This window comes from Stomatobaculum sp., assembly GCF_057248925.1.
The window spans coordinates 1-25638 of sequence record NZ_DBHIHF010000005.1 but is presented as its reverse complement, the minus strand read 5'-3'; the positions used below and the strand labels follow the sequence as shown (position 1 = coordinate 25638).

The 25638-nt window shown below is 53.4% G+C and carries 18 protein-coding genes and 1 tRNA gene; 17 read left to right on the top strand and 2 right to left on the bottom strand.

Going from position 1 to position 25638, the window contains the following annotated elements:
* The first annotated feature begins 128 nt into the window (after positions 1 to 128).
* From ACO4XG_RS02465 to ACO4XG_RS02450, 4 genes are all read left to right on the top strand, one after another.
* Positions 129 to 992: a nitroreductase family protein gene (locus tag ACO4XG_RS02465; RefSeq protein ID WP_308508731.1), complete on the top strand. Its 864-nt coding sequence runs from the start codon at positions 129 to 131 to the stop codon at positions 990 to 992.
* Between the two features lie 25 nt (positions 993 to 1017).
* Positions 1018 to 1833, top strand: a complete 816-nt coding sequence (locus tag ACO4XG_RS02460) for a threonine/serine exporter family protein (protein ID WP_308508732.1) — start codon at positions 1018 to 1020, stop codon at positions 1831 to 1833.
* Positions 1834 to 1866: 33 nt separating this feature from the next.
* Positions 1867 to 2355, top strand: coding sequence for a threonine/serine exporter family protein (locus ACO4XG_RS02455; protein ID WP_308508733.1), 489 nt, complete (start codon positions 1867 to 1869; stop codon positions 2353 to 2355).
* A gap of 467 nt (positions 2356 to 2822) precedes the next feature.
* Positions 2823 to 3437, top strand: coding sequence for a hypothetical protein (locus ACO4XG_RS02450; protein WP_308508734.1), 615 nt, complete (start codon positions 2823 to 2825; stop codon positions 3435 to 3437).
* A 94-nt stretch (positions 3438 to 3531) separates the two neighbouring features.
* Here the strand turns inward: ACO4XG_RS02450 and ACO4XG_RS02445 are convergent, their stop codons facing one another.
* Positions 3532 to 4293: a formate/nitrite transporter family protein gene (locus ACO4XG_RS02445; RefSeq protein ID WP_308508735.1), complete on the bottom strand. Its 762-nt coding sequence runs from the start codon at positions 4291 to 4293 to the stop codon at positions 3532 to 3534.
* 255 nt (positions 4294 to 4548) lie between these two features.
* On the opposite strand from ACO4XG_RS02445, the gene ACO4XG_RS02440 reads away from it, so the two are divergent.
* From ACO4XG_RS02440 to ACO4XG_RS02380, 13 genes are all read left to right on the top strand, one after another.
* Positions 4549 to 4908, top strand: coding sequence for a nitrous oxide-stimulated promoter family protein (locus tag ACO4XG_RS02440; RefSeq protein WP_308508736.1), 360 nt, complete (start codon positions 4549 to 4551; stop codon positions 4906 to 4908).
* Complete coding sequence (locus ACO4XG_RS02435; protein WP_308508737.1) at positions 4905 to 6650, top strand: ABC transporter ATP-binding protein/permease; 1746 nt, start codon at positions 4905 to 4907, stop codon at positions 6648 to 6650. Before ACO4XG_RS02440 ends, ACO4XG_RS02435 begins: the two co-directional genes overlap by 4 nt.
* Positions 6643 to 8340, top strand: coding sequence for an amino acid ABC transporter ATP-binding/permease protein (locus ACO4XG_RS02430; protein ID WP_308508738.1), 1698 nt, complete (start codon positions 6643 to 6645; stop codon positions 8338 to 8340). Before ACO4XG_RS02435 ends, ACO4XG_RS02430 begins: the two co-directional genes overlap by 8 nt.
* Positions 8341 to 8829: 489 nt before the next feature.
* On the top strand, positions 8830 to 9351 hold the full coding sequence (locus tag ACO4XG_RS02425) for an RNA polymerase sigma factor (protein WP_485129643.1): 522 nt from the start codon (positions 8830 to 8832) through the stop codon (positions 9349 to 9351).
* Positions 9352 to 9392: 41 nt separating this feature from the next.
* Positions 9393 to 9608: a BhlA/UviB family holin-like peptide gene (locus tag ACO4XG_RS02420; RefSeq protein WP_308508740.1), complete on the top strand. Its 216-nt coding sequence runs from the start codon at positions 9393 to 9395 to the stop codon at positions 9606 to 9608.
* Between the two features lie 64 nt (positions 9609 to 9672).
* Complete coding sequence (locus tag ACO4XG_RS02415) at positions 9673 to 12285, top strand: peptidoglycan-binding protein (protein WP_485129642.1); 2613 nt, start codon at positions 9673 to 9675, stop codon at positions 12283 to 12285.
* Positions 12286 to 12355: 70 nt separating this feature from the next.
* On the top strand, positions 12356 to 13303 hold the full coding sequence (locus ACO4XG_RS02410; RefSeq protein WP_308508742.1) for a hypothetical protein: 948 nt from the start codon (positions 12356 to 12358) through the stop codon (positions 13301 to 13303).
* Positions 13304 to 13397: 94 nt separating this feature from the next.
* Positions 13398 to 14159, top strand: a complete 762-nt coding sequence (locus tag ACO4XG_RS02405; protein WP_308508743.1) for a PspC-like choline-binding domain-containing protein — start codon at positions 13398 to 13400, stop codon at positions 14157 to 14159.
* Positions 14160 to 14864: 705 nt separating this feature from the next.
* Positions 14865 to 15821: a hypothetical protein gene (locus ACO4XG_RS02400; RefSeq protein ID WP_308508744.1), complete on the top strand. Its 957-nt coding sequence runs from the start codon at positions 14865 to 14867 to the stop codon at positions 15819 to 15821.
* A gap of 672 nt (positions 15822 to 16493) precedes the next feature.
* Positions 16494 to 17048 carry a hypothetical protein gene (locus ACO4XG_RS02395; protein WP_308508746.1) on the top strand — a complete coding sequence of 185 codons (555 nt, stop codon included), beginning with the start codon at positions 16494 to 16496 and terminating at the stop codon, positions 17046 to 17048.
* Positions 17049 to 17082: 34 nt separating this feature from the next.
* Positions 17083 to 18039 (top strand): hypothetical protein, encoded by a 957-nt coding sequence (locus ACO4XG_RS02390; protein ID WP_308508747.1) that lies wholly within the window; start codon positions 17083 to 17085, stop codon positions 18037 to 18039.
* A 239-nt stretch (positions 18040 to 18278) separates the two neighbouring features.
* Entirely contained in the window at positions 18279 to 22844 is a 4566-nt protein-coding gene (locus ACO4XG_RS02385) for a hemoblobin-interacting domain-containing protein (protein ID WP_308508748.1), read from the top strand.
* A gap of 115 nt (positions 22845 to 22959) precedes the next feature.
* The gene (locus ACO4XG_RS02380) at positions 22960 to 25368 is read left to right on the top strand and encodes a PEP/pyruvate-binding domain-containing protein (protein WP_308508749.1); all 2409 of its coding nucleotides are present in this window, start codon (positions 22960 to 22962) and stop codon (positions 25366 to 25368) included.
* 79 nt (positions 25369 to 25447) lie between these two features.
* Here the strand turns inward: ACO4XG_RS02380 and ACO4XG_RS02375 are convergent.
* Positions 25448 to 25520 (bottom strand) — tRNA-Val (locus ACO4XG_RS02375).
* Between the last annotated feature and the right edge of the window lie 118 nt (positions 25521 to 25638).

The following is a 25638-nucleotide window of genomic DNA, read 5'->3' as shown; positions in this document are numbered from 1 at the left end:
CAAGCAGAGCCTGCATTTTCAGCGAAATGTTGAGAAAGACAGAGTGAAATACAGTTTGTTTTGCCATTTTGCAAAGCGGCGCAAATCTGTGTATAATGAGAGAAAATGGAAGGCAACGGAGGTTTACCATGAATTATGAAGCACTGATGGAAGAGAGACAGTCGCTGCGCTCGTTTGAGCAGAAGGAAGTTCCGGCGGCTGCATTGCAGGAGGTAGAGCGCTATTTCGGAGAGACGGCCCGCATTTTACCGGAAATCGGTCTGGAGTTGCACTGCGCAGCCGGCATCGGCACGGGACTTGAGGGCATCGCGGGTTACGGCGGCAATGCCTTCGGTGCGCCGCTCTACCTCATGGTACTCTCGGAGGAAAAGGAAGGCTGGCTTGAAAACGCAGGTTTTGTGAGCGAGCAACTTCTGCTGAAGCTCACGGAGCTCGGCATTTCCGCCTGCTGGCTCACCCTGACCGATGAGGCGGCGACCAAGCGCGCGCTCGGCATTGAGAGCGACAAGAAAGCGGCGGCCCTGCTCGCGGTCGGCTATGCGAGAGCGGAGCGGGCGGAGAAGCGCCTGGATATTGATACCCCCGCGAATGTAAAGGTGGACACGCGCGCGGGCCACATTGCCCCGAAGATTTCCGAGCAGGCGCTCTTCTTTGAAGAGAAGTTCGGACAGGAGGCAAGTTTTGTCGAGGGTCAGTTTGACCCGGTGCTGGACAAGGCGCTCTATGCGGCGAGCCTTGCGCCGAGCTTCCACAATCGTCAGGCCTATCGCTACCTGCAGGCCGGACGCGATCTCTACCTGCTCGACGGCGCTGACGAGAAGACCACGGAAGAGGACAGACGGCTGAGCCTCGGCGCTACCATGGCGAACTTCTGGCTGGTCTACTCCAATTACAACCCGGTGGCTGCTCGCTGGGAGATCGGCGGAGAGGCAAGCGCAGATATGCAGCTTCCGGCAGCATATCGCGTCGCGGCAAAGCTTCGCCTCTACTAAATATCAATAGGGCTGGGAACATTTTATGGGACTGACAACGTCGCCTCTCGTCAACGGAGGGCAATGGACAGACGACAACAGTGCGCGCCATAGCGCACTTCTGCACCGCCTCTTGGACATCGGGGAACTCTTGATGGCGAGCGGCGCGGAGGTAAATCGCGTCGAGGATACTTTGACCCGCATGGGGATGGCGTACGGCGCATCCCATATGAATGTATTTGTGATTACCACGAGCATCGTCATCACGATGATTTTTCCGGACGGCACGGAGCGCACCCAGACGAGGCGTATACGGAACGGTGGCTCGACGGACTTCACCTTGCTTGAGGATTTGAATGCGTTGAGCCGTCGTTGCTGCAGGCAACCCTTGCCCATTGAAGATCTGAAGGAGCAGCTTGACGCCATCCGCTCGGAGCCGCACTCGGATTTCCTCTATTACGCGGGCAATGTAGTCGGCGTCGGCAGTTTTACGGCTTTCTTCGCGGGAACGACGTCCGATGTGATTGCGGCGAGCATCCTCGGGCTGATTGTCTCGGCGATGCGAAAGCGCCTCGGGAAAATTACGCCGACACCGGTCATCGACAACTTTGTGGGTTCCTTCCTGACCGGTTGTCTGCTCGGCGGAACGGTGCAGGCGCTGCCCTTCCTCCACATGGACGCCATCATAATCGGAGAAGTCATGCTCTTTGTGCCCGGAATTGCGATGACCAATGCGGTGCGCGATGTCCTGTCGGGCGATACCATGGCGGGAATGATGCGCCTTCTTGAGAGTCTGCTCTGGACAGTCGCGCTGGCCTGCGGTTTCATGGCAAGCCTGGCGCTGATCAACATGCTCTCCTGAACCTAAAACGATGAAAATAGGAGAGAGCAGCGTATGAGCGAGGAAATGCGCACGGTAGTCATTCAGCTCTTAGCGGCCTTCATGGGCGCGGGGAGCTTTGCGATTTTATTTCAGTTGAAGCGAAAGTATCTCTTCATCGCGGCGCTCGGCGGTGCGTTGGAGTGGGGCGTGTATTTGCTGCTCATGAAGCTCATCGGCGCGGTATTCCCGGCAAGTTTTCTCGCCTCGGCCTTCACCGCGCTCTATGCGGAACTGCTGGCACGGTGGCAGCGGGCTCCGGTGACCATTTTCTTTATCTCGGGGATTATTCCCCTGGTGCCGGGAAGCAGCCTTTACTATACGATGAGCGCCATTGTGCACGGGGACAGCGATGCAGCCAGATACTACAGTTCCAGAACCGTTCAGTATGCGTTTGCGATTGCGGCCGGCATCTCCGTCATCACGGCGGTCTTTGAGATGTGGCGCACGCTGAAGGCGAAGTTAAAAAGAGAAGCGCGCCGAAATCGGCAGAACAACCTCTAAAACAGAGCTCCCGCAACGCGAGGAATCAGCGTTGCGGGGGCTTATTTTTTTGTTTGTATGGGCGGAGGTATGCCTGTCGCGAACGAGCGGAAAGGACACCGGCGTTTTCGCTGTTAGAATGCGGCCAAGCGGACAAAAAGAGTTGGTGTCATTTCCTTGTGATTGCATCCTCTCGTGTCGGGATTGAACTTTCATACTGTTTCAGGGAAGGATATAAGCAGAGAAAGGCCTTGTATATCAAGGGGGTAAAGCACTTTTCAACTCTTTTTGTCCTATAACGTTAGAATGCGTTCAAAAAGAACACAGTACCCGGAAGAACCGGACGGAAGCATTGAACAAAAACAAGGGTATTGTAAAGATATTGAAAATATAGTATTATAAAAATGGCAACGAGATTTCGATTCAAGAGATTCATTCTGTGTATTGGTGACAGCGAGAAGAAAACTGTGAACAGGAGGAGAATCGGGATGAAGAGAAAACCGGCTACGGTACTGGCGGCAATGCTGCTGAGCGCTGCAATGGCGCTTCCGACCTTCGCTGCGGGCTGGCAGCGGGATGGCAGGGGTTGGTGGTATCAGTACGCAGACGGGCGCTACGCCGCGGGCCAATGGGAACAGATGCAGGGGAGCTGGTACTACTTTGATGCGGACGGGTACATGGCGACCGGCTGGCGGCAGATTGACGGCAAATGGTATTACCTGAATTCGTCCGGGGAGATGCTCCGCAATACGACCACGCCGGACGGCTATCGGCTCGGCATCGACGGCAGCCTGCTCGATGATGCCGGGAATGAGACCATCGCCGGAACCTGGCATTATGTCTGTGAGATTTCGCAGGCGGATGACGAGAGTCAATACCGGTTCAAGACACAGAGAGCGGACGATGTGCCAGAATCGCTGACCTTCCGCGTGGAGGGCAAGGCTGCTGTGCGTGATAATGGAGAGGTCTATACGAAGGACGGCGTGTACTATGTACGCAACCGAAGCCACGGTTCCGGGACCATTCTCCAAGTGGAAGACGGCACGCTGTACCTCGGCGCTGTGACCAACGGCGAGATGGTGCTCTACATTTACAACAGATAACAAATGTCAGATGACAAAACGCAGATAACAAAATCCCCGCAGCGACCGGCAGGCAGCTGCGGGGATTTTTGCGTCAACAGGCAGAGAAATGCGCTCAGCGCTTTCTCGAAGCGATGTAATAGGGCAGCGCCACAAAGACCGCACCGCCGATGATGTTGCCGAGGGTGACCGCCGCGAGGTTAAAAATCCAGCCGTTTACGCTCACAGCCTGACCGGCGGGGACTAAAAGCGCCGAGGTGAGCAGGGTCATATTGGCAATGCTGTGCTCAAAGCCGGTCGTGATGAAGGCGAAGAGACACCAGAAGCACATGAGAATCTTGGCGCTCTCGTTCTTGACGCGGAAACCGCACCAGACCGCAAGACAGACCAGAATGTTGCAGAGGATGCCGCGCGATACAAGCGGCACAAAACCGGCCGACATCTTGGCAAAGGCGCCCTTTGCAACGGCTTCCGCGACCGCACCGGTCTGCAGGCCGCTCGCGTAGAAGAGCAGGGAGAGCAGCACGGAACCCGCGACATTGCCGAGCCAGCAGACACACCAGAGCTTCAGAAGCTCGGCGGCACTGATCTTGCCGTCGAGGGCACCGGCTGTCATGACCATGGTGTTGCCGGTAAAGAGTTCCGCGCCGGCAATGATCACGAGGCTCAGTGCGACACAGAAGGATGCGCCCATCACAATCTTGGCCGCTGGGTTCCCGGCCAAAAGGCCGCTCTCCGTGAAAATCAAAAGAATACCGAAGCCGATATAAGCGCCTGCCAGCATAGACATGAGAAAATACCCGAGGGGGTTTTTCTTCAGTAAGCCGACTTTTGCAGCTGCCGCATTGGTCATTGCCGAAAACTCATCTTGGTACATGGCCTTGTCCTCCGAAAAAACAATATTGATCTGAATTGTGCGAATTTATTATAGCTTAGTGCGAGGGCTTTGTCAGCACTACAGTCTCACACAGAGTAAGGCAGACGGATAGGGGCGCAGGGGAGTCTTTTGGGGCGCGCTCCGGGTAGAGGCGCTTGAAATATTAACGCTGACTAAACTATACTGGACTTAAGTTTATAAAAGCGATTTCTTCAGAGTGGCAATCGGAGTTTGCTTGCTTGAGAGGAGCAGAACATGGGGAGAGAAGCGCCGGAAAAGAAGCGGCAAGATGAGAAACGGCTCATTGCGGAGATGATTGCGTATTACTGTAAAAAGAAGCACGGCAGCGCAGAGGGATTGCTATGTGAGGATTGTCGAAAACTCATGGACTACGCAAACACCCGTATTGAGCGCTGCCCCTTTACGGAGAGCAAGAGCTTTTGCAGCCACTGTGAAGTGCACTGCTACGCGCCAAAGATGCGGGAGCGGATACGCGAAGTCATGCTGTGCAGCGGCCCGCGCATGCTCATACGGCACCCGCTCCTCTCAGTGCGGCATATGCTGACGGGAATACAAAACAAAAGCGCGGGCAAAAAGGGGAGGGAAGAAGGATGATTCAAATGCGGCTCATACGGCTCCTAAAGGGAGCCCGAAAGTATATTGTTCTGCAGATTCTCTGGCAGTGGCTTTCACTCCTGGTACAGGTCGTGATTGCGTGGAACATCGCTGGCCTCATCGAGGAAGCCCGAAACCGAACGCTCGGCACCGAGCGCATCCTCGTTGCGCTCGTAACCGTGCTGCTGGGGCTTTCACTCCGCGCTGTCTGCGACCGCCTCTATACCGCGGCGAGCTTCCGCGCGAGCGCGGATGTGAAGCGCATTCTCCGCGGCCGCATTTATCAAAAGATACTGCGGCTCGGCCCCTCTTACCGCGAACAAATCAGCAGCGCCGAGTTGGTGCAGATGTCGGGCGAAGGCGTTGAGCAGCTCGAGACCTATTTCGGCCGGTATTTGAGCCAGTTCTTTTACGCCCTGCTTGCGCCGCTCACCTTGTTCTTTGTGCTATCGCCGATCGATCTTAGAACGGCGACCCTGCTGCTCATCGCAGTTCCGCTGATTCCGGTGGTCATCATGCTCGTCATGGTGGTCGCAAAGCGCCTTCTGAGCCGCTACTTTGACATCTACTACGGGCTCGGGGACAGCTTCCTCGAAAAGCTGCAGGGCATGGCCACTTTAAAGATTTATCAGGCGGATCGGGCGGCGGCCGATGCTATGGACCGGGAGTCCGAGCGCTTCCGGAAGATTACGATGAAGGTGCTGACCATGCAGTTAAACAGCACCTCGGTCATGGATATCATCGCCTACGGCGGCGCGGCGGTCGGCATTGTGTCGGCGCTGACTCGTTTTGCAAGCGGCGAACTCTCCCTTGCGGGGGTGCTCATGTTCATCCTGCTCGCGGCGGAGTTCTTTCTGCCGATGCGCATCCTCGGCAGCTTCTTCCACATCGGCATGAACGGCATGAAGGCGAGTGACCGCATTTTTGCTTTCCTGGATCTCCTGGAACCCGAGGTAGGGCAGGCAGAGCTCGGCGCGGGGAAGATTGACATCCGCATGGAGCAGCTCAGCTTTTCCTATGAGGAGAGCCGTCAGATATTAAAGGGCATCACGCTCGAGCTTCCCGCGCAGTCCTTTGTGTCCCTGGTCGGTGTCTCCGGCTCCGGAAAATCCACAATTGCCGGCATACTCATGGGGCGGAACAAGGGCTACGTCGGCTCGCTTCGGCTGAACGGCGAAGAGCTGAGCCGCTTTTCGACCGAGAGCCTCATGGATCGCCTGACCATGGTAGGGCACGACAGCAGGTTCTTCCGCGCGAGTGTGCGGGAAAACCTCTTGCTCGCAAAGCCGGAGGCGACCGAACTTGAGATGAAAGAGGCGCTCCGAAAGGTGAATCTCCTCTCCTTTATCGAAGCCCGGGGCGGTCTCGAGATGCGGCTTGCATCGAATGCCGGCAACCTCTCGGGCGGACAAAAGCAGCGCCTTGCGCTGGCCCGCGCTTTGCTTCACGACACCCCCGTCTATATCTTTGACGAGGCCACTTCGAACATCGATGCGGAGAGTGAGGAGATGATCATGGCGGTTATACACGAGCTCACAAAGAGCAGAACCGTGTTGCTCATCTCGCACCGGCTTGCGAATGTGGTGGACAGCGACAAAATCTATATGTTGAAGGACGGCAAGCTTGCGGAGGCGGGCAGCCACGCGGAATTGATGCGACAAGCGGTGGCGTATCGGCGCCTCTTTGAGGAGCAGAGTCAGCTTGAGCGCTTTGCGGCGGGTAGGAGTGACAGTCATGAATAAACGAAGATCGGATCTCGCAATCATGGGAAGCCTGATCGGGCTCGTTAGACCCCTCACTTTCATTATGTTGACCGGAATTCTGCTCGGTGTGCTCGGTTTTCTCTGTGCCATTTTCATCACGATACTCGGCGGCTACGGCGTGATCAAGGGGCTCGCTGCGGCCTGGGGCAGCGAAGTTCAGGGGCAGTTCACGGCACTTTTGAGCGCTTCCTGGCGTCAGCTCTTTTCGGCAATCTTAGTGTTTGCGCTTGCGCGCGGCGTCCTGCACTACGGCGAGCAGTACTGTAACCACTACATTGCCTTTCGCATTCTGGCCATCATCCGCCATAAGGTGTTCGCGGTTCTAAGGCAACTCTGCCCGGCAAAGCTTGAGGGCAGGGATAAGGGGAACCTCATTGCCGTCATCACGAGCGATATCGAACTGCTCGAAGTGTTCTTTGCGCACACCATATCTCCGATTGCGATTGCCTTTCTGACCTCGCTTATCATGGTGGGCTTTATCGGGGCGCAGCACAGACTTGCGGGCTTGCTTGCCGTTCTCGCATATGTGACGGTCGGCATAGGCCTTCCGATTTGGAACGGCAGACGGAGCGCTGCGGCGGGCATGGCCTTACGAAGCGAGATGGGAGAACTCAATAACTTTGTCCTGGACAGCCTCTACGGCGTGGATGAGCTCCTGCAGTTTAATCGGGGAGAAGCTCAACTCGCTGAGATGAACCGGAGATCCGAGAAGCTTGCGGGTTTCCAAAAGAAGCTGAGCGGCTTTGAGGGCTCGCAGCGCGCGCTCACGAATCTGGTCATTCAGCTCTATTCCTTTGGCATGTTCTTTTTGATGCTCTTCCTCTACCGAAATGGCGAGGTTACGTTCTCGGGTATGCTGCTTGCGACCCTCGCGATGATGAGCTCCTTTGGTCCCGTCGTCGCGCTCTCCTCGCTCTCGAATCACTTAAACCAGACCCTGGCCTGCGGGGAACGCGTGCTCTCGCTGCTCGAAGAGACACCGGAGGTGGCAGAGCGAAGCGATGGAGAGACGCCGCGCTTCGAGGGGGCGGCGCTTGACCGAGTCAGCTTTGCCTACCGCGAGGAGAAGATTTTGAGCGAGTTCTCCCTGCAGATCGAAAGAGGGAAGGTGCTCGGCATTCACGGCGCGAGCGGCTCCGGGAAATCGACCCTCTTAAAGCTCTTGATGCGCTTCTGGGATGTGCAGAAGGGCGCGGTGCGAATCTCGGGGCAGGATGTGCGGGACATTCAAACTGCGGCACTACGAGAAATGACAAGCTATGTGACGCAGGACACCGTGCTCTTCCGCGATACGATTGCAAAGAACATAGCGGTCGCAAAACTCGATGCGACGCAGGCGGAGATTGAGGCCGCGGCGGCAAAGGCTAGCATCCATGACTTTATCATGAGCCTCCCGAAGGGCTATGAGACCGAACTCGGGGAGCTCGGCGACACGCTCTCGGACGGAGAGAAGCAGAGAATAGGCCTCGCAAGAGCCTTTCTCCACGAGGCAGATTTCATCCTATTGGACGAGCCGACCAGCAATCTGGACGTGCTGAACGAGGGCATCATCTTAAAATCCCTCTCTGCGGAAAAAGAAGGCAAAACCATAGTGCTGGTCTCGCACCGGCAGTCCACCCTGTCTGTTGCGGATTGCCGCTATCACATGGACAACGGGCGAATTTCGTAGGTGCGGAAGAAAAAGCGACAGGGCAGGGTTATGTTAGAAGCAGACAGAGTTGAAAACATATGTTCGAAAAAACGCTTGTTTTTTGCGCCGTTTTATGCGATACTCCGAAAAGAACAAATGTTCTGTGCGCGGAAGGGGGGATGTTTCATGGAAGAGGCAAAACAACTCTGGCGGGAGGTGAGGCTTCATTGCCCAAATTGCGGGCGTTATCTGCACGGAAATCTTCGAGCGGATGGCAGTGCGAGAATGAAGTGTCAGTCCTGCGGTCTTATCATTGTTCGAACGGTGAAGAGTCGGCGACGTTGTGAATTGCAACTTTTAGCGGTGGAAAACAAATAAAAAGAAGGAAGAGACATGACGACGATGCGGCATGAAAACTAAGCCCGCATCAGGTCCGTGTAAGAGAACGGTGTGTTGTACCAGTATTGAGAGGCAGCCGGCAGAGTGAATACTCTGCCGGCTTTTTCGTTGTCGAAAGGAGAGATTTTGTTGCTGATTGAGATGATACGAAGACTTCGGACGGGTAATAGCAAGGTGATGGAAGAAATTTATAAGAAGATGTATCCGCTGCTGGCTGCGGAAGCAAGCAGAACCCATTTCATGGAATTTGACGATGCGATGCAAGAATATTGTCTCGCACTGTTTCTTGCTTTGCGACAGGTGCGTGAGCCTGCAACGGAAGCGCAGGCATTGGCTTACTGCAAGACAGTTGTGCACCATCATTTTTGTAAACTCTATCGCAGCTATGTGAGAAAAGGGCAAGCGGAATACGCGGAGGAAGAACTTCCGGAGAGGGCATGTCATGACGGTGAGATAGAACGAGTTTTATTGGAGACAGCCTTGCGAAGAGAATTACAGGGATTCACGGAAAAGAAGCGGAATATTCTGGCGGAACTATATCTTTCCGGAGAAACGGAGATGTCTCTTGCACAGAAATACGCAGTCAGTAGGCAGTATGTGAACCGCTTGAAGCGCGAATTTCGTGTACAGGCCGAGCGGTATCTGTGCTAATCCGGGAAGAAGGAAATCAGATAAATCAGGAGGAAAATGCGTTGGAAGAAATACTGTATGGATTATTGCGGGAACAAGGTATTTGGGCAGTCTTGTTTGTTGCGCTGCTTTTCTATGTGCTCAGAAAAAATGAGGAACAGGACAAACAGGAAGCTGCGCGGGAGGCTGCGTGCCAAGAGCTGTTAAAACAATTTGCGGAGGAACTGCATGCACTGCGAGAAGAAAAGGAGAAGAAAAACACAGCGAATAGAAAATAAGAAACGGAGTTGCTTTTTTGGCTCGTCCGGGCTTCTTCTCTTATGAATTTGCAAATTCAGAAAGATGAAGGAGGACAAGAGAATGTTATTGAAGGCAGGAAGCAGTGGTGAGCAGGTCAAGGCGTTGCAGCGAGGTTTAAAGATGCTTTGCTGCTACGGTGGCACACCGGACGGAAAGTACGGAGGCGGCACGGAGGCAGCCGTTCAGAAGTTCCAGAAACAGCAGGGAATTGAAGCGGATGGTATTGTGGGAGATGAGACTTGGCGTTGCCTGGTAGAAGAGCTTTTTTCGCTTGGAACTGCGTTAAAGGAGCAAGGCTTTTATAAGGGCTATGTGAGCGGAGCTCCGAGTGTGAAACTTTATGAGGCTCTCTGTGCTTTTCAGCGGGCAAGAGGACTGCAGCCGGACGGCATGGCGGGGGCAGCAACGCGCGCCAGGTTGTTTCGTTACGGAGAAAGCGTAGTATTTCCGCTCGGCTTGGGCAGTAAGGGCGATTATGTGTGGAATCTACAGTATGCTCTTTTTGCGCTTTGCTGTAATCCAGGTGGAATGGACGGTGTCTATGGCAGTGCAACGGCAGAGGCGGTTCGGAAGTACCGGAAGCGCTATGGTTTCCCGGATAATGTAGTTGTTGACAGTACACTGTTCGAACACAGCAAAGAAAAAATTCGGCGGATTCAGCGCGCACTTCGTGAAAAGGGATATCCGACCGCCGCAGAGGAAGGTTACGCGGATGCCAATCTGATTGAACAGATTCGTGCGTATCAGAAGCAGAATTGGCTTACGGCGGATGGTCAGGTGGGACCCGCCACGGAAGAGTTGCTGTTCGGAGCCGTTCAGGGGGATGCGCTGGATTCGCTGCCGCTTAAGCGGAAATCGCGGGGCGAACGTGTGCAGAACCTGCAGTATGCGCTTCGAATGCTCTGTATCGATCCGAATGGCACAGACGGAATCTTTGGAGGCGGCACCGAGGCAGCAGTCAAGAAGTATCAGAAGAGAAGTCAGCTTGCGGAGAGCGGCGTGGTGGATACCGCACTCTGGGGAAGATTGAGTGCGGAAATCAAGCCGCTGCAGGAGGCACTGCGCAACAAGGGATACAGCTGTCGCACAGACGGCGTGGTAGACACAGCTTGCTATCAGGCAGTGCTGGATTTTCAGCGCAAGCATGCACTCAGTGCCGACGGTATGATCGGAAAAGGAACAAAAACGCTGTTATTTGGCGATGCGAATGCAGGGGGAACTTTAAGCGCAGTGCTTCGCGAGGGAAGCAGCGGTTCGCTGACGCGTTATCTTCAGCAGCTGCTCGCAGAGCAAAATTACGCAGTGACTGTGGACGGTGTTTTTGGAGCGGAGATGAAACGTGCAGTTGAAAATTTCCAGCAGAAACACGGGCTTACGTCGGATGGAATTTTTGGCGCACAGAGCTGGAAAAAACTGTTCGAGGTAAGAAGCAAGTTAGTGCTTTTCAGCGATACAATGCGCTTTGTACAGGCAGCTGAGGCGGAGCTGCAGCTTGGGTTTGCCGAGGACTATGGGAACAATATTACGCCCTATGGGGAGTGGTACGGTTTGAACGGAGAGCCTTGGTGTGCGATGTTCGTGAGCTACTGCGCTTATCGGGCGAACATGCTGCCGGTGTTTGTACCGCGCTTTGCCTACTGCCCGGACGGCGTAAACTACTATCGCAAGATGAAGCGCTACTATAAAAGGGACAGCGGTTATATCCCGAAAAAGGGAGATGTTATCTTCTTCTATAATTACAGTAAGGGGCGAGTAGCACATACCGGAATTGTGGTAGAGGGTGATGCACGCGGTATTTTCGTGATTGATGGCAACGGGATCGAAAATAGCGTGCGAAAGTCCTGGCATTCTCTGAAAGAGGATACGATTGATGGATATGGTGACAATGGAGGGAAACCGGTATATGGAAGTTTAATCACAGAACTGGAAGCGCAGGAAAAGGCGGATCAGCTGGCCCTTGAATTTGTGAAAGGGGTTATGGTTTCGCCGGAATTGGTTCAAAAACTGGAGAGTTGGGGGCTTGACAAGGATGTCTTCCTTTATCAAAATGTGGATAGTAAGCTTAGCGTTAAAGTCAGCAGAGGGGCTTCGTGGTATCTTTCCTGTGATGAAAATGCGAGTTTAGACATCTCGTCAGATGGTGTGGAAATGACTAGTCGGCTAGGACCGATTTCTTTGAGCTTTGGTGGACTGGATGCAGGAACGAGATCGAAGTTGTCGAGTTTATCATTGGAGCTTGAGGGAGTACCCGGAAGAATTGAAATATCAGCGGAGGGAGCTTGGTTAAAGGTATCTCTTGTTTTTGAAAAGACTTTCCGTGTTGCAGAGAATATGGATTTCAATTACTCAGTCGGATTGACATTATGGGTACACCCCGACACGACAAATTTACCGCCGGCAGTTTCCATGGAGGCCTATGAGGCTACTATCTATAATATCAGGACTTTACAGGGAACAGTGCGATACGAAGGGAACCCGGCTGTGTTGATAGCGAGCGCAGGTGTTCTAGCAGTCGTTTTACTGGTAGTATTCGTACAGAGAGCTGAGGCTTCAGAGGTGGTGACAGAAACGATGATAGAAAATGTTGTGAAGATCCATGAGAGGACGATAGATAAGCTTCCGCAGGTGGAGGAATATTTGAAGCAAGCAGCTTGAAAACAGAAGCAAGGACAGCGAAGCTGTCCTTGCTTCTGTTTTTTTGTTAAAACGCACGAAGGAGCACATTATGGAAGAGAAAATAGTTCTGTCATATCCTGCTGAAATGGAAGATGACTGCTTAAATTGGTCCTATGATCAGATCGGCAATATAAAAGCGGATCATTGGGTGGCGAGAGTTATAACTTGTCTCGGTGTGGCGGGATTTATTTATAACGTGAAAAATGTTGATTATGCGCAAGTATTTGCTGTGCTGATAGCAATCGGATGTATCAGACTTTTATCCTTGAGACTGCAGAAGTCGGCTTTTTTGCGCAGCACGATAAAAATGAGAACGGAACAGCCATATGAGAACAAGAAAATTCTCTGTGAGAGCGGAATTTTATCTGAGCTGGGAAAAAGGAGCTGGAGAGGGGTACGCTTGATTCTCAGAAAGAACAAACTAATCTTGATCAGCTGGGTGGCAATTTATTTGATTGTTCCCAAGAAAATGCTCGGGGAAGAGGATATTGCCAAAATTCGGAGATGGATTCAAACAGCAAATGGGCATAAGACAAGGGAGGATTCCGACAGCGCCGGGATTGATTGGAATGAGGTCAGAAAGATGAAATTTCTTGGCTTTATTCATCTGGGAACTCCGGTATTGGGAACGGCATTTAGTTTTGTATTCACAGTGGTGAGTATTGTGCTTTTTCGAAGTGTGGAGGGGGTTCTTTGGCGAACCCTGATAGGCTTGGAACTTGGCTTTTGCTTATATTGGATTATTTATATTGCTTTAAGCGCTTGTAGGGAATGCTTCTGGACAGTCGCTGAGGACATGGAGCGAGATCCGGCGGCAAAAGAGATGGAAGTTTTTAGGCGCGTTTTCCCGTCGGCGGAAGGGCCCGTTAATTGGACGGAGCTGATACGCTCACATCCGGAGGAGGTCAATATCATCCCGTGCAAGCACGGGCGCATCCTGATGTTCGGACATAGGAGATATTTCGTGCAGTATGAGGGCTGTGACAGGTTGCTGTAATCCTGTGTGCGAGGCCTTGTATTTTATAAGCCAAATTACTACACTCGAAGATAACAAGGGGGCTTCAAATCCAAAGAAAGAGGTATGAGTTACTATGAAAATGCGAGGGTTCAAGTTGTTTGCTGCAGTGCTCACCGCGACCATGCTAAGCGTGACGGCTGCGATTCCGGCAGCTGCCTATCTGAATACGGCAGGACATTGGACACAGAGCGGGGGAAAATGGTACTTCTTGGACGAGCAGGGGAATACAGTGTACGGCTGGATTTACGACAACAACAGTTGGTACTATTTCTCGCCGCGTTGGGGGGCCTTGCACAGCGACTGGCTGGAGCTTCGGGACGGAAGACAGTACTACTTCAGCACGAAGCATGACGGGAGCTTTGGGAAAATGCTGACAGGCTGGCAGTGGATTCATGATGCTTGGTACTACTTCGGAACTGTGGCAGATGGGCGAGAGGGACTGCTGTTTACGAATGAGACAACGCCGGACGGCTATCGCGTAGACAAGGATGGAAAGTGGATCGGTCAGGCGAATGCGAGTGGAGACAGCAGAGCGGCTGTTTTGGCGGCGTGGCCTGGAATTTATTATTTGAATGAGGATACCTACATTGAGGTTTTTGATGTTTCGGCCGGAGGGACCATACATTTCGGCAGACGCATATTGGATGCTTCTGGAGAATTCCCGATTTACCACGAGTATACCGTCCCCTTCACGAATGCGGAAATGACCGAGTTCCGGAACCCATATCAAGGTGGAATCAATGAGGTATTTACCTTGGTCGACGGCGGAATCAATGCGACTTTGGAAGGCGGTGGCAGAGGCGCGGACAGCGGTTTCTATGTGAAACGTCGCTGAGGTTTTGACGAAAAACAGAGAGCGGCAGAGCGTAGGCTCTGCCGCTCTCTGTTTCTGGCAGGAGGTGAGGCTTCATTGCCCAAATTGCGGGCGTTACCTGCATGGAAATCTTCGAGCGGATGGCAGTGCGAGACTAAAGTGTCAGTCCTGCGGTCTTATCATTGTTCGGACGGTAAAGAGTCGGAGACGTTGTGAGCTGCAGCTTTTGGCGGTGGAAAAATAGAAAGAAGGAAGAGGAATGACGACGATGCGGCATGAAAACTAAGCCGCATCAGGTCCGTGCAAGAGAACGGTGTGTTGTACCAGTATTGAGAGGCGGCCGGCAGAGTGAATCCCTCTGCCGGCTTTTTCGTTGTCGAAAGGAAAGATTTTGTTGCTGATTGAGATGATACGAAGGCTTCGGATGGGGAATAGCAAGGTGATGGAAGAAATTTATAACATCAGAACTTAGCAGGGCAAGGTAAGCTATGAGAAGCGGTACCGTTGGGAGCGGACGCTATTACTTTAGTCATTCTGGTGCTCGCTGCACTGATACAAAATTTAGAAACTTTGAAGAATATAGTAGAGGAATTACCGGAGCTTTTGGTAGAATGTTATAAAGGACTGTTAAGGGCACAGCCTCAGTTAACACCGCGGTTAGCACATTGAAGATATAATATATGGGCAGGGGATCCTGCTCATATATTTTTATAAAAGGTGGAAAGAATGCGAGATGTAATTGTCGTGGAATATTACGATACAGAAGAATCCGTGCGCTGTATGCAGTGGGCTGATAAAAAAAGAGGGTTGGATGTGGCAAAGCATTGGCTTGCTTGTTGCTTTGCAGGTGTCGGGGGGGTGGGCTTTGCAGAATCGCTGGGAGATATTAAACGTACACAGATATTTTGCATTCTAATGGGGTTCGGATTCACTTGGTTGCTCATGCAACATATTTGGCGGACATCAAAAACGATTCGTCAGATGAGAAGGCAAGAATACGAGTTGCAAGGCATTAGAGTGATTCTGTGCGAGAAAGGGATCGTATCAGATACCGGTAGGCGAAGTTGGCAAGGCATTAAATTGGTTATTGGCAAGGAGAGCTTAGCATTGCTGAGTTCCATACGAGTTTACCTAGCCATTCCAAAGACAGAATTGTCAGAGGAACAGATTTCGCAAATTCGTATATGGATGCAAGAGGCAAAGAAAGCGGAAGCAAGGGGAGAGAAGCAAGAAGATCAATCAGGTATTTGTTGGGGAGAAGTCAAGAAGATGTGCTTCCTGGGTTTTCTCAATATGGGATTCCCGGTCCTTGCACTGAGCTTTTCGCTGGTGTTGGGACTTATTGTGTGGGTTTTGTGTTACAGGGCATCCGATATGTTTTGGAGTGTACTTCTGGGTGTTGAGATGGGAATCATACTTCTGATAATCGTTAGTACACTCGAAGGAATGCTCTATAGATGTATATGGTCAGTGGATGAGGCGAAAAAGGAGGATCCGAGTGCTCCGGAAATGGAATTTTATCGGGAAGTGTTTCCTAAAAGAGAGATTTCTGAGGAAGAAGCGCGGGAACTTTTCCCGGATATAGATTCGATTTACACGATTTCCTGTAAGCACGGGAGAATTATTATGTATGGCTATCAGGGATTTATTGTCCTGTATAAAAACATAGGGCGTGCCCTGTAGCTGAAAAGCAGATGTTACAATGCGGTTTCGTCGGAAGCAGTATAGCGCGGAATTAGCTTTGTATATTTGGCGCTGACTGCAGCAGAAATAGCAGTTTTGGAGTTTATTGGGTGGTGTTGTCAGAGGGCAGTTGAACTTGCTCCGATAATTAACGCGCAATAGAATGAATCCCAGACAGCAGTGAAATCTGCTGTCTGGGATTATATTGAGGGCTGATATGAACGATAAAATAGTTGTTCCAAAGCTGGAAAAGGAACGCCTGATGGAATATTTCTGGGCGGTGAGAAAAATGCCGTTATTTCAGCGCCTTGATAAAATCACGGGAATCGCATTTCTTTCCGTGATTATTATGCGGAATACGAACATCCTGAAAAGCTAATATTGGAATTTTCTTTTGGGATTCAGCGGACTTATTTTTTTCGTTCAGTGGTTGCTTCGAGTGGAACAAGTGACGAGGCTATTGCAGGCCGATGACGAAAAGTTCCTCCTTTCAAAGGAGGGATTTCTAATGCGAGAAGGCATGCGGACTTGGAAGAATAAACGCTTGCTGGTGCGGAAGGATTATGCAACGATTGTATCGGAAACGAGTATCTATTTTGTTTTTTCCGTGAGAGATATGTCAGATGAACAGTTGCAGCGGCTCATACAATGGGTTTCGGAGGGGAAGTAGCAATGAAAGAGCAAGTGAATCAAATTGAGATTCCCAACAGACCGCTTAGCGGAAATCAGCAACTGAATTGGCAGGAGATTCGAACATTTCGCTTTTGGTGTTTGCTTCAAAAAAACTTTGCCTGGGGGCTGTTTTTGATTCTGCCGTTTTCAGTTCTGATTTCGGGGTATAATATTGCAATATCGAAAACCCATGCGAATCTTCTCTTTGCCTTTTTGCTGCATGGGGCCGGCATCGGATTGATTTTTGAATATGCGATGACAATCATACGGACTGTGCTTTGGGATGTTCGAGATATGCGGGAGTGTAGCTATACAGAGGAAACGATAGCGAAGTTGGAAATGCTCTATGAAGGAAGGACGTCACTCTGTTTTGATGCGGATGACTGGGAATCCGCTCGATGGATTCGAGGCAGAAACGGATATGTGCTAAAACTGAAAAGAAAGGTTCCAAGACCTTTTGAACAGCGGGAATTGCAGTATTGGTTTTATAAGACGCAGCTTAGCGAAGCGGAGGCAGGTGAAATTCAGAAATTTGTCGATACGGTCAATCGCTGAGATGCGGAAAGCCGGGGGGGAAGGAGAGCATAGGATGCAAACCATCATTACGGTAGAGTACGGCGATGTCGAGGAAGCGGTGCGTTGTATACGATGGGCGGCAGGAAAAACACGCTTGTCTCTGGCAAAGCATTGGGGTAGCTGCCTGATGGCGGGACTCGGAATTGCGGGTTTTTTAGGGTCTTTGGCAGATACAGACCGAGCACAAGTGTTTTGTGTCTTGATGGGATTCGGTTTAATCGGCTTGCTTCTTCGAGCCATTCGGCGGAGACTCAAAAACAGCGATGAGATGCTGAAGCGAATGCTTCAAATAGAGGGGACACGGCTGATTCTATACGAGAAGGGAATTCTATCCGATACCGGAAAGCGAAGCTGGCTAGGCATTAAGTTGCTTGTCGGGAAAGAAACAGTAGCGCTTATGAGTTCCGCGCAAGTCTACCTGGCTATACCGAAGGCAGAATTGACAGACGAACAGCTTGCGCAGATTCGTGGCTGGATCCAAGCTGCAAAGAAATTAAGGCAAGCGGAAGAGAGACGAGAAGATCAAGAGTATATTTGCTGGGGGGAGGTCAAGAGGATGTGCTTCCTCGGGTTTATCCATTTGGGAATTCCGGTCCTTTTGCTGTCTTTTTTACTGGTCTTGGCATTGATTGTTCTGGTTTTATTTCACAGTATGTCGGCTATGGTTTGGCGTGCACTGATGGGTGTTTGTCTGGGAATGATACTTCTTGGGATTACAATGATAGCAGAGGCGGCTCTGTATCGATGCATATGGTTCGTTGATGAAGAAAGAAAAAGGGATCCGAATGCACCGGAAATGAAGCTCTATTGGGAAAGGTTTCTGAAAAAGGAAATTTCGGAAGCGAGCGCGAAGGAAGTGCTATCGAATTATGACGGCATCCGCACCATACGCTGTAAACACGGAAAGATTATTATATTCGGCACTCGTCAGTTTGTGGTTCTGTATCGGAACAGCGCGCGGGGGCTCTGAGTAATAAGCAACACACAAGAGCGCAAATTGCTCGAAAAAAAGTGCAAGCCCGAAGCACAGTAAGAATCGAACACCATGTTAATAAGAAGAATCTAACTCTTGATACTATCACTCGCAAGAATATCTTAAGATATGCGAGAAAAACGCAAGATATGTTTCTTGACGACTGTCGGAAAGCCGTGCTAGGTTAAAAAAGGCTAATAATTAGAGGTATCTAATGACAGGAGTTAGAGACAGAGATGAGAAAGTATGGTTTAAAGGCGCTTGCCATTGCAACCGCAATGAGCATGGTCCTATCGAGCCCGCTGCAGGTCTTTGCAAAGAGACGGGCGAACACGGCGGGAAGCTGGAAGCAGAGCGGTGAAAACTGGTCCTTCTTGGATGAAAAGGGACAGAATGTCCTCGGCTGGATTTATGAAAACGGCAGCTGGTACTATGTAGACCCGAAGACGGGAACACTTCGCAGCGGCTGGCTTTACCTTGCGGACGGCAGTCAGTACTTCTTCAGCAACAAGCACGACGGCAGCTTCGGCAAGATGCTGACCGGCTGGAACTGGATTGACGGCAACTGCTATTACTTTGTGACCGAGGCGGATGAGCGCGAGGGTAAGCTGATTAAGGACGGCACGACGCCGGACGGCTATCGCGTGGACAAGGACGGCAAGTGGGTCGATGCGAGCGGCAACATTCAGAGCCGCACGGGTGAGGGCTATATCACCAAGAGCGCAAACGCAGGCAAGGGCGGCTCCGGCAAGTCGGGCGGAACGTCTTCTTCCGGAAAGCGCGGCGGTTCGGGCGGCGGCGGAAGCCGTGGCGGAAGAAGGGGGGGCGGCTCCGGCGGTTCGGGCGGCGGCAGTTCTCATACGACGCCGGTGAAGCCGGTACAGCCCGAGGAGCAGAGTAAGCCGGTACAGCCCGAGGCGCAGCCGGCAAGCCCGAGTAACCCCGCGCAGCCGGGTGTGATAACCTCGGAGAATCCGACAACCCCGGAGGATCCGGCAAACGCGGCAGTGAATCCCGTAAATCCGGCGCTAAGCCCGGAGGCTCCCGAGCATCCGGTGGGCCCGGTGGAAGATGACAGACCGGGTAAAAAAGAGGAAGCTTCCAAGCAAGAAAACGAGCAGCCTGCGAAGGAACTGAAGAGCCGCATGGTGCAACTCGGTTTTGCGGACTTTGTGACGGTGGTATTCCGTCAGGGAACGCTTGCGGACCACGAGATCTATGTGGACGGTGTGAATGTCACCGAGGCTGTGCGGAAGGTGGACGATGCCGGCCGCGTGGTGAAGTGGGCTTCCACGGTGGCTTCTCCGAAGGAGCTGGTCGTGGTCAACAAGGCGGACGGCAGCACGGAGCAGACGCTTCGCCTGAATGCCGGCACCGCAAGCGAGACGGTCACACCGGGCAATCCGGAGGATCAGCCGGACTACATTCTGTCCCGCGGGCGTGTCTCGAAGTTTGACTACCTGCTTGCACCGAAGGACAAGGAGGGCAGGGACCGCATACTCCCGGCAACGACGACCTTTGATCTCCTGCAGGAGAGAAAAGAGAACAGTGACGCAGTCACGACCCAGTTCTATGTAAAGGCTGTGGAGATTAACGCAGAGGGCAAGGGTGTCAGTAAGGACAACATTGTCATCAAGTTCAATGTCGAGAACGAGGAACAGAAGAAGTGGTTTGAGGGCATCGACAGCCTGAAGATCATGAACAACGAGAACTGGCCGGTCAACCGGAACCCGACCTTCACGAAGGAAGTCAAGGATACGAAGCACGGCAAGAACGGCATCATCCAGATTCCGACGGGGCAGGATAACATGCGGAGCAGAGGCATCTACCGCGTGAACATTCACTCGAGTTATACGAACGAGACGGTCACGGTGCCCTTTGAGCTTGTGAGCAGCGCAAAATTCAGCTTAAAGCAGCGCGTTGAGACCGCGAACCCGAAGGCGGGCGAGCGCGTCCAGTTCAACGTGGAGGCAAGCGGCGGCGAGAGCTTCGGCAACGATTTGAAGATTGATTCCATGCGCGTCACGTTAAAGAAGCCGAGCGGTAAGATTGTTGAACTCAAGTACATCGATGACTTCTTCAACTTCGGCGACCTCTTTGTGCTCTACGGCAAGAGCTCCAATGAGGAGAAGACGGTCAATACGGATGAGGTCGGTGTTTATACCCTGACCCTCAAGTACTCGGGTTACCAGACGATTAAGAAGAAGTTTGAAGTCTATCCGGGTCAGTCCTTCTTAAAGGAAGAGGACAGCGAGAGCGAGCGGAATGCAAAGAAGAGCGCGAGAACGAAGCCGGTTGAAATTGATGCGGTTTCGAGTGCAACGACGGGTTCCGTTTCCGGCAAGAAGAGCTCCGGCAAGAGCGGCGGCGGCCAGTATGTGGACGGACGCATGGTCTTTGACTACGATCTCTTGACCAATGCGCTGATTCTCAATGAGATTGAGGCGCTGAACGAGGATGCGAAGGCGGTGAGGGATCGCTACTTTGAGACGACGGAGAGCGATTACATCTATAAGGACGGCGCGGAGAAGCTGTATCGCTTCACGGACTACATGGATGCCTACAAGGAGGCGCGCCTTGCGGGCGGCAAGACACTCAGCTTCAAGGAATATACGGATACCCACGCGGCGGCGAGCTATGCGGGCCCGAACGAGGTGCAGAATGTCCTTGAGGACGGCAGCCTCGGCGCACTGACAAGCTTTAAGTTCTATCAGGGAGACAAGGTTCCGGTCTTTCGCGGCACGACAGCGGTCGCGGGCAATGACTTTGTGCTGCACACGGACGACAGCGCTTACCTCGAGGCAATCCGCGGTCTCTATGTGGACGGCGAGAGCCGTAACCTCATGGACGCTTACGAGAAGCAGTACGTGCTGGATCAAGCGGCAGGCACGCTCACCGTGAAGCGCGGCGCATTTAACTTCTACAACACGCCGGAGGTCGGTGAGCACAAGCTTAAGATCGATGCGGGACAGAAGTACAGAACGGCGGAACTTACGCTCAGCTACACGGCTGCGGAGGCGCTGCCGAGCCTTGCGCTGCAAGGTGCGGCAAAGCAGAACGCGGATGTCAGGGTGAACGTGGAAGGCCTCAACGCAGAGAGACTGGCGGCAAAGCTTGCGAAAGTGGAACTCAGCAATCCGGAGGAGAGCGGTCTCAGAAGACTCATGACGGCAACGGAGGGCGGCACGAGTTCCGACGACTACTATGTGCTCTCCGGAACGCAGCTCATTCTGAAGGGCGGACTCTTTAAGACGACCGGCGATTACGCGCTCTACCTTAAGTTTACGGATGCCAAGATACCGGTGAAGTTAGACTTTACGGTCGCGGCGGCAGAGGCAACGCCCGAGCAGCCCGCGGTTGAGGAGAAGGCAGCGCCGAGCGGCGCGACCCTCGGCACGAATCGCGGTGTCTTTGGCAGCGAGACCGTCCTTAACTTCGAGGGACTTTCCGGGGAGGAACTCGGCAACTACCTCTCGAAGATCACGGAGCTCCGTGTGAACGGCACGGCTTTTGAAAAGAGCAACTTTAGCTACGGCCTCGGTGCCACCGCGTATGTGCTGAAAAAAGATGCTTACGGCAGAAACAATGCCCTGGCACTCGGCAGCACGGCGGCAGCGGCCGGCGAAAAGAAGATTGAAATTACGGCAGAGGGCTATGCAAAACTTTCGGTAACGATTCCTGCGGCGGGAGGCGCTTCCGCGCCGGTGACACCGGCGGTCGAAACCAAGGCAGCGCCGACAAGCGCAACGCTCACGAAGGAGGAGAGTATCCTCAGCAAAAACTGGTTTCTTCACTTCGAGGGACTCTCGGCGGATGAGCTTGAGAGCTATCTCTCGAAGATCACGGAGCTCAGCGTAAACGGCACGGTCTACGAGCGTAAGACTTTCAGCTACGGTCTCGAGAACAGCGAGTACGCTTTCCACAAGGACAGCTACGGCAGAAACGACGGACTCAAGTTCGCGCTCGGGGCTTTGGCGGCGGGCGAAAACCGCATTTCCGTGAAGGCCGAGGGCTACGCAGAGAAGGAATTTGCGGTGCAAAACGGAAGCGCTGCACCGGTCGAAACGGCGAAGAAAGCCGCGCCGACCGCCGCGCAGGCAGAGAAGGTTTCGCCGCGTCAGGGCTATGACAGCGGCACGAAGGAGGTCTATGATCTCACCTTCACGGGGCTCGATGCGGATGCGCTGGATACCTACCTCCGCGCAAAGGTGACAAAGCTCACGGTGAACGGAAAGCGTTATACGGAAGCGCAGAGCAAGAACTATCTCTTCTCGATGGATGATAAGTATGTGACGCTCTTTGACAGGACTTATAAGAAGAACGGCATACGTCTTTCGGCGAACGGCTTTACCGAGGCGAGCAATGAAGTGGTGCTGGAAATAGAGGGTTACGAGCCCTTCCGTTTCACGGTGGAGCGCGCTTCCGCGGAAGAGAGTGAAAACGAGGCGGCAGCCGGCAAGGCGGTGCCGACCGGCGCGGTCATTGAGAAAGTGATTCCGCGGCAGGGCTATGACGTCGGAACGAAGCCCGCGTATGCGCTCAGCTTTGAAGGGCTCGAGGACGAAGCGCTCGATACTTGGCTTCGAAGCAATGACTTGGAAGTTTCTGTGAACGGCAAGAAGCTGAGTTCGGTTTCTGCGAATTACATCCACCTGTATGACGATCGCTTTGCCTTTAGTCTGAAGCGCTATCGCCGCGCGGGCCTCACGCTGAGCGGCAATCTCTTTGAGAGCGGCAGCAACGAGGTGACGGTGAAAGCCGGCGGTTATCAAGTAGGCAGCTTCACGCTTACGGCAGAATAAATAAGAAACGGAAGAAGGGACAGCGCGGAAACGCGCCGCCCCTTCTTTGCTTGTTAGAAAGTCCGGAATATGAGATGATAGAGCTATCAGAACAGACGGCGTCGGAGGGAAGAACATGCAGAATAAAGAGGAAGAAGGCAAGCAACTGCTGGGCAGTAAGGCGTGGCAATTACTCCGCAGGCGTGCACTGGGTTACGCCGTGCCAGCTTTTTTTGTCCTGGACCGGAATTTCTTTTTTCACTTTCTGGGCGAGCGCCGGGCGCGCTATGAAGAGCTGCTCCGGCATCCCGATGCGGAGACGGGAGCGGCGATTTCGGCGCTGCTCGCGGAATGTGAGTTTACGGCGGAAGATGCCGCCGAGCTCATTGCGAAACTTTCGACCGCTGTACCGCGGGCAGAGCGGTTTGCGGTGCGGAGCAGCCTAATCTTGCCCGGAGAAGAACGCCACAGCTTTGAGGGGATTTTTCAGAGTTATTTGCATGTGCCGTGCGGCGAGGAGATTCTCACGGCGGTGAAGAACTGCTATCTCTCCTGCTTCTCGGCGCGCGCGACCGGCTATATGTTGCGCTACGGTCTTTTTGACGAAGACATGGCGGTTGCCGTGATTCTCCAGGAGATGATTGCGACAGTACGGAATTTTGTGGTCTATACGACAAACCCGGACAGCGGCGATCCGGAAGAATTGCTTGTCGTCTATGACGATGCCGCGGGGCGGCAGCGGACGGTGCTAAGCAGAACGGGAGAAATACGCCGAAGCACGGTATCCGGCGTGCCGGACGAGGCGGATGAGGTGCTGTTTGTGCGTCTTGCTACGCTCGCGGGAGAACTTGAGAGAGACAATGTGCCTACAACCGCGCGGCGGTTTGAATTCGTCGAGGGAAAGAGCGGAAGTCTCTGGCTGGTCCAGGAGAGTGAGATGGCCGTATACCGTCACCTGGATAAGCGGGAGCCGCATTTCTATCTGGAGGCTGCCGCGCGGGACGGCCGAGCGGGTGCGCTGCTCACACCGCTCGGCTTTGATCTGCTGCAGGGACTGTATCAGAAGGCGGGTTGCAGAACTGTGCTGTTTGAAGGGCGGCTCTACATGCGACGCGAGGGCAATGCAGAGGAAGACAGAGAGAATTCCCAGGCGGCAGAGCTCCTGCAGCGACTGCCGCAGCACTATGCAATCTCGCGCTACTTGCAACAGGCAGAGCAGAAAAAGCAGCCTGAGGAGAAGGCGGATATCACTGCCGCGGAGCGCTGGAAGGCCATAGAGACCGAGAGCGCCGCACTCGGCGAACTCGGACAGCTTGCGGCAGAGGCGGAAGAGAGCGCAAAGCGCTGCTATGCGGCGCTGCTCGGTGAACTGAAGGTGCGGCAGACAGAGCATCCCGAGGGGCTTTTACACGCGGCGCTTATGTCGCAGGGCGGTATGAAGAGCGCAGCCTTTGTGCAGGCGCTCAGTGCCCTGCTCCGCACCGTGCAGGAGAGCGACGATTTGCGCGGACTCTTTGCGGCACACACGGCGCAGGAGTTGGAGGGCATTTGCTGGCGGCTTCGCGCGGAGGAGGGGAAGGCGCAGCGCGAGCGCAGTGTTTTTGCGACCGAGTTGTATCGCTTTCTGGAACAGTTCGGCGCCTACGGCGCGGCCGATTATGTGCTGGAGCGGGAGAGTCTCCGGCAGAATCCGCAACCGCTCTTTCGCTTCCTGAAGCGCTACGCCGACGCGAAACCGGTGCCAATCCGCACGGAACAGCGGGCAGTCAGCGAGCAGGCACAGGAAGAGCTGATGCGACAGCTCGGTTTCTTCGGCGGCCTCTTTGGAAAGCGACTTCTGCAGGAACTGGTCTTTTTCCTTCGCGCCCGTGAAAATCTGGATTTTCTCGCGCAGCGGCGCGTGGATTGCCTTCGCCGCAAGGTTTTGTGGCTCGGAAAACAGCTGGTGCGACTGGGAGAACTCGCGGAGGCGCAGGATCTGTTCTACCTTCGCCGCGAGGAGTTGGGGCGCGCTTTTTCGGGAGAGATAGCGCAAGCGGACTTTTTCCGGAGTCTGCAGCCCCGCATCAACGAGAGAAAGCGCGAGCAGGAGCGGAATGCCGCGCTGCCGCGTTACCGGGAGCTCTGCTGCTTCGGTATGCTCGCGCGGGAAAATATGAGCGTGATACGGCGAGAGGCCAAGGCGAGTGCGGAGACAGACAGTGTGTCGGTCGAGGCGGGCGGCGCTGTCGCCGAGGGAGAGGCGGGGTTCTTTGACGGAGAGTCCCTGCCACGCCGCAGCGGAACCGTATTATTTGCACAGCGCTTTTCGGAGCGGCTCCTGCCGCTCTTTGCTGTGAGCTGCGGCCTGGTCCTCGGAGAAGGCAGCATTTGGTCCCACGAGGCAGTGCTTGCGCGCGAACTCGGGATACTTGCGCTACTTGGCCTGCCGAATCTGTTTGACTGTGTGCGCGAGGGCGAGTGGGTGCGCGCCGACGGCAGGCGCGGAATCCTGGAGCGCTTCTCTGAAGAGGAAACCGAGAACATTGAGGAAGTGGAAGTGTAAAAAGCAGAACGCGTCTTTGCCGATACAGTCGGCAAAGACGCGTTCTTTGTGAGGTGCGGCGCTTTTTGGGTACAAAAAATGGAGATAGTAGGGTTCGAACCTGCGACCTTCCGCACGTCAAGCGGATGCTCTCCCAGTTGAGCTATATCTCCAGCGAGGATTAGTATACCGGAGGTACAAGAAAAAAGCAAGCGGAAATTTAATTTTTTTTCTTGCGGATGATTGTAAGATGAACTAGGACAATAAAAAAGAGCCGATGACGAACTCGTG

Bases quoted from the DNA above. Each gene is read 5' to 3' on its own strand.
- ACO4XG_RS02455 (WP_308508733.1), top strand. From the start codon at position 1,867: ATGAGCGAGGAAATGCGCACGGTAGTCATTCAGCTCTTAGCGGCCTTC.
- ACO4XG_RS02450 (WP_308508734.1), top strand. From the start codon at position 2,823: ATGAAGAGAAAACCGGCTACGGTACTGGCGGCAATGCTGCTGAGCGCT.
- ACO4XG_RS02465 (WP_308508731.1), top strand. From the start codon at position 129: ATGAATTATGAAGCACTGATGGAAGAGAGACAGTCGCTGCGCTCGTTT.
- ACO4XG_RS02410 (WP_308508742.1), top strand. From the start codon at position 12,356: ATGGAAGAGAAAATAGTTCTGTCATATCCTGCTGAAATGGAAGATGAC.
- ACO4XG_RS02435 (WP_308508737.1), top strand. From the start codon at position 4,905: ATGATTCAAATGCGGCTCATACGGCTCCTAAAGGGAGCCCGAAAGTAT.
- ACO4XG_RS02445 (WP_308508735.1), bottom strand. From the start codon at position 4,293: ATGTACCAAGATGAGTTTTCGGCAATGACCAATGCGGCAGCTGCAAAA.
- ACO4XG_RS02405 (WP_308508743.1), top strand. From the start codon at position 13,398: ATGAAAATGCGAGGGTTCAAGTTGTTTGCTGCAGTGCTCACCGCGACC.
- ACO4XG_RS02430 (WP_308508738.1), top strand. From the start codon at position 6,643: ATGAATAAACGAAGATCGGATCTCGCAATCATGGGAAGCCTGATCGGG.
- ACO4XG_RS02415 (WP_485129642.1), top strand. From the start codon at position 9,673: ATGAAGGAGGACAAGAGAATGTTATTGAAGGCAGGAAGCAGTGGTGAG.
- ACO4XG_RS02460 (WP_308508732.1), top strand. From the start codon at position 1,018: ATGGGACTGACAACGTCGCCTCTCGTCAACGGAGGGCAATGGACAGAC.
- ACO4XG_RS02400 (WP_308508744.1), top strand. From the start codon at position 14,865: ATGCGAGATGTAATTGTCGTGGAATATTACGATACAGAAGAATCCGTG.
- ACO4XG_RS02440 (WP_308508736.1), top strand. From the start codon at position 4,549: ATGGGGAGAGAAGCGCCGGAAAAGAAGCGGCAAGATGAGAAACGGCTC.
- ACO4XG_RS02395 (WP_308508746.1), top strand. From the start codon at position 16,494: ATGAAAGAGCAAGTGAATCAAATTGAGATTCCCAACAGACCGCTTAGC.
- ACO4XG_RS02390 (WP_308508747.1), top strand. From the start codon at position 17,083: ATGCAAACCATCATTACGGTAGAGTACGGCGATGTCGAGGAAGCGGTG.
- ACO4XG_RS02380 (WP_308508749.1), top strand. From the start codon at position 22,960: ATGCAGAATAAAGAGGAAGAAGGCAAGCAACTGCTGGGCAGTAAGGCG.
- ACO4XG_RS02385 (WP_308508748.1), top strand. From the start codon at position 18,279: ATGAGAAAGTATGGTTTAAAGGCGCTTGCCATTGCAACCGCAATGAGC.